Annotated in this window: 3 protein-coding genes; all 3 read left to right on the forward strand. The window is 70.3% G+C overall.

From position 1 onward, the window contains the following. Positions 1–271: 271 nt before the first annotated feature. The gene (gene exbB, locus ACIPIA_RS14045; RefSeq protein WP_400510439.1) at positions 272–1,309 is read left to right on the forward strand and encodes a tonB-system energizer ExbB; all 1,038 of its coding nucleotides are present in this window, start codon (positions 272–274) and stop codon (positions 1,307–1,309) included. Between the two features lie 3 nt (positions 1,310–1,312). Continuing rightward, positions 1,313–1,762, forward strand: coding sequence for a TonB system transport protein ExbD (exbD, locus tag ACIPIA_RS14050; RefSeq protein WP_400510441.1), 450 nt, complete (start codon positions 1,313–1,315; stop codon positions 1,760–1,762). Then, positions 1,759–2,545: energy transducer TonB (locus ACIPIA_RS14055; protein WP_400510442.1), on the forward strand; the 787-nt coding region annotated here is incomplete at its 3' end. The genes exbD and ACIPIA_RS14055, both read left to right, overlap by 4 nt.

Here is a 2,545-nt window from a genome sequence, read left to right on the forward strand (position 1 = left end):
TGACGGTGCCGGAAAACCGGCGCGCGACCGTGTTCGATCAAGGCTGGTTTGCCTTGACATGGGAAGCCGATTCGAACAGGCGTATCGCATATGCAGCATGGGTGCTGCAAGCTTTTTTTGTAATAATTCCAATGAGGAAGCCGCGAACCCCCGAGAATTCGGAACGGGCTTTTCGGGCCGAGGCGACAGTCTCCCGGGAGAGCGATGGCCGAGGGGTTTCGGCGCTGGCGATGGCCAGGCCGGCTTGCCTCCAGAGAGATTGGATTTGGTGATGATGCGTGCGTTTCGTCTGGTTCTCGTTGCGACCGGCGTTTCGGTTCTGGCGGGGCTTGCCGCCCAGGCCCAGGTGCAACCCGGCACGAACCAGCCGGGCACCGTTGCCACGCAGCCTCCGGCCGCCGTCCCTCCCGCCGCGCAGGCGCAGCCGGCGTCGCCGACCAACCCGTTGCCCGCAATCCCGTCCCAGCTCGGCATCAACCCGCCCAGCACCGCGCATCCGCCGCTGACGACGGACGCTCCCGCCGCTCCCGTTGCGACGGCCACCGCTCCTCCCGCTCTGCCGCATGACCTGTCGCCCTGGGGCATGTTCATGGCGGCCGACATCGTGGTGAAGGCCGTGATGCTGGGCCTTGCCTTCGCTTCGCTGGTGACATGGACGATCTGGCTGGCCAAGGCGATGGAGCTGGCTGCGGCGAAGGCGGCTGCCGGCCGCGCGCTGCGCCGTATCGAGGCTGCCGACAGCCTCGGCGAGGCGGCAGGAGCGGCGGCCTCGAAGAGCGGCAAGCTGCGTGGCGCGGTCGGGGACCTGCTCTCGGCGGCTCTCGCGGAGACGCGCCGTTCATCCGATCTCGACCAGGAGGGCATCAAGGAGCGCGTCGCCATCGCTCTGTCGCGGATCGAGGCCCGCGCCGGCCGCTCGATGGCGCGTGGCACCGGCCTGCTTGCCACGATCGGCTCGACCGCGCCCTTCGTCGGCCTGTTCGGCACCGTCTGGGGCATCATGAACTCGTTCATCGGCATCAGCCAGGCGAAGACGACCAATCTTGCGGTCGTGGCGCCGGGTATCGCCGAGGCCCTGCTGGCGACCGCCATCGGCCTGGTCGCGGCGATCCCGGCCGTCATCATCTACAACGTCTTCGCCCGCGCGATCACCGGCTACCGCGCGACCCTCTCGGATGCTTCCGGCGAAATCCTGCGCCATCTCTCGCGGGATCTGGATCGCAGGCAGCGCGCCGGCGCGCAGGCGCCCCGAGCCGCGACCAGCTCCGCATCGGCGTCCGCCGCTGCGTCGCTCATGCCGGCGGAGTGAGCCATGGGCGTTTCACTCAAGGACGCGCAGGACGGCGATCTCGGCGAAGTCAGCGACATCAACGTCACGCCCTTCATCGATGTCATCCTGGTGCTGCTGATCATCTTCATGGTGGCGGCGCCGCTGTCCACCGTCGATGTAGCCGTGGATCTGCCTGTCTCCAACGCGCAGCCCCAGCCGCGCCCCGACACCCCCGTTTTCCTCACAGTGAAGGGCGATCTCTCGCTGGCGCTCGGCAATGACCCGGTCCCGCGCGAGGCGCTGCAGGCGACGCTCGACCAGCGGACGAGCCGGGATCGCGAGCAGCGCGTCTTCCTGCGCGCCGACGGCACCGTCGCCTATCGCGAACTGATGGACGTGATGAACCTGTTGCGCAACGCCGGCTATCTGAAGATCGCGCTGGTCGGGCTCGAGGATACCGGGCAGGGGGCTGCTGCGGGAGCCAAGCCATGAACAGCGACCGTTCATCCCTGAGCCGGTTCGCGCCGGCGGCGCTGCGCTGGAGCGTGGCGGCGCTGGTCGTCGCCAGCGCCCACGGAGCGGCGGGCTGGGTCGTGGCGAACTGGCAGCGTGCCGAGGCTGCGGTCGGTGCGCCGCCCGCTGCCGTGATGATCGAGCTCGCGCCGCTCGCGGTCGCGCCCGAAGCGCCGCCGCAGGATGTGGCGCCCGGGCCGGAGATGGTCGAGGCGCAGCCCGAGGCCGAGCCGCCGCCGCCCGAGCCGGTCGAGCAGCCGAAGGAGCCCGAGCCGCCGGAGCCCGAGCCGGTCGCGGTCCCGGAGCCCGAGATCAAGATTCCCGAGCTGCCGCCGCTGCCCGACGCTGCTGCCGTGCTGGCGCCGCCGCCGAAGGAGCAGCCGAAGCCGCCGGAGGTGAAGCCGAAGCCCAAGCCGAAGCCGAAGGTCGCCGAGCGGCGGAAGCCCGTGAACCCGGACAAGCCGAAGGCGGACCAGACCACGGCGCCGGTCGCACAGGCCCAGGCCGCCCCGCAGGCCGCCGCTCCGAATTCGGGTGCATCGAGCGCGTCGCCGGCCGCCAATGCCAGCTGGCGCGGCTCGCTGATCGCCCATCTAAACCGCTTCAAGCGCTTCCCGAACGGCGCCGCCCCGGGCACTGTCCAGGTTGCCTTCAGCATCGATCGCGGCGGACGGGTGCTGTCGGCCAGGCTGGTCCGCGGATCCGGCGATGCTGCCCTCGACGAGGAGGCCGTGGCGATGATCCGGCGCGCGAGCCCGGTTC

Source organism: Allobosea sp. CER48, assembly GCF_044752385.1.
Taxonomy (GTDB): Bacteria; Pseudomonadota; Alphaproteobacteria; order Rhizobiales; family Beijerinckiaceae; genus Allobosea.

Excerpts from the sequence above, each read along its gene's own strand:
- exbB (WP_400510439.1), top strand. The coding sequence starts at position 272 with ATGATGCGTGCGTTTCGTCTGGTTCTCGTTGCGACCGGCGTTTCGGTT.
- exbD (WP_400510441.1), top strand. The coding sequence starts at position 1,313 with ATGGGCGTTTCACTCAAGGACGCGCAGGACGGCGATCTCGGCGAAGTC.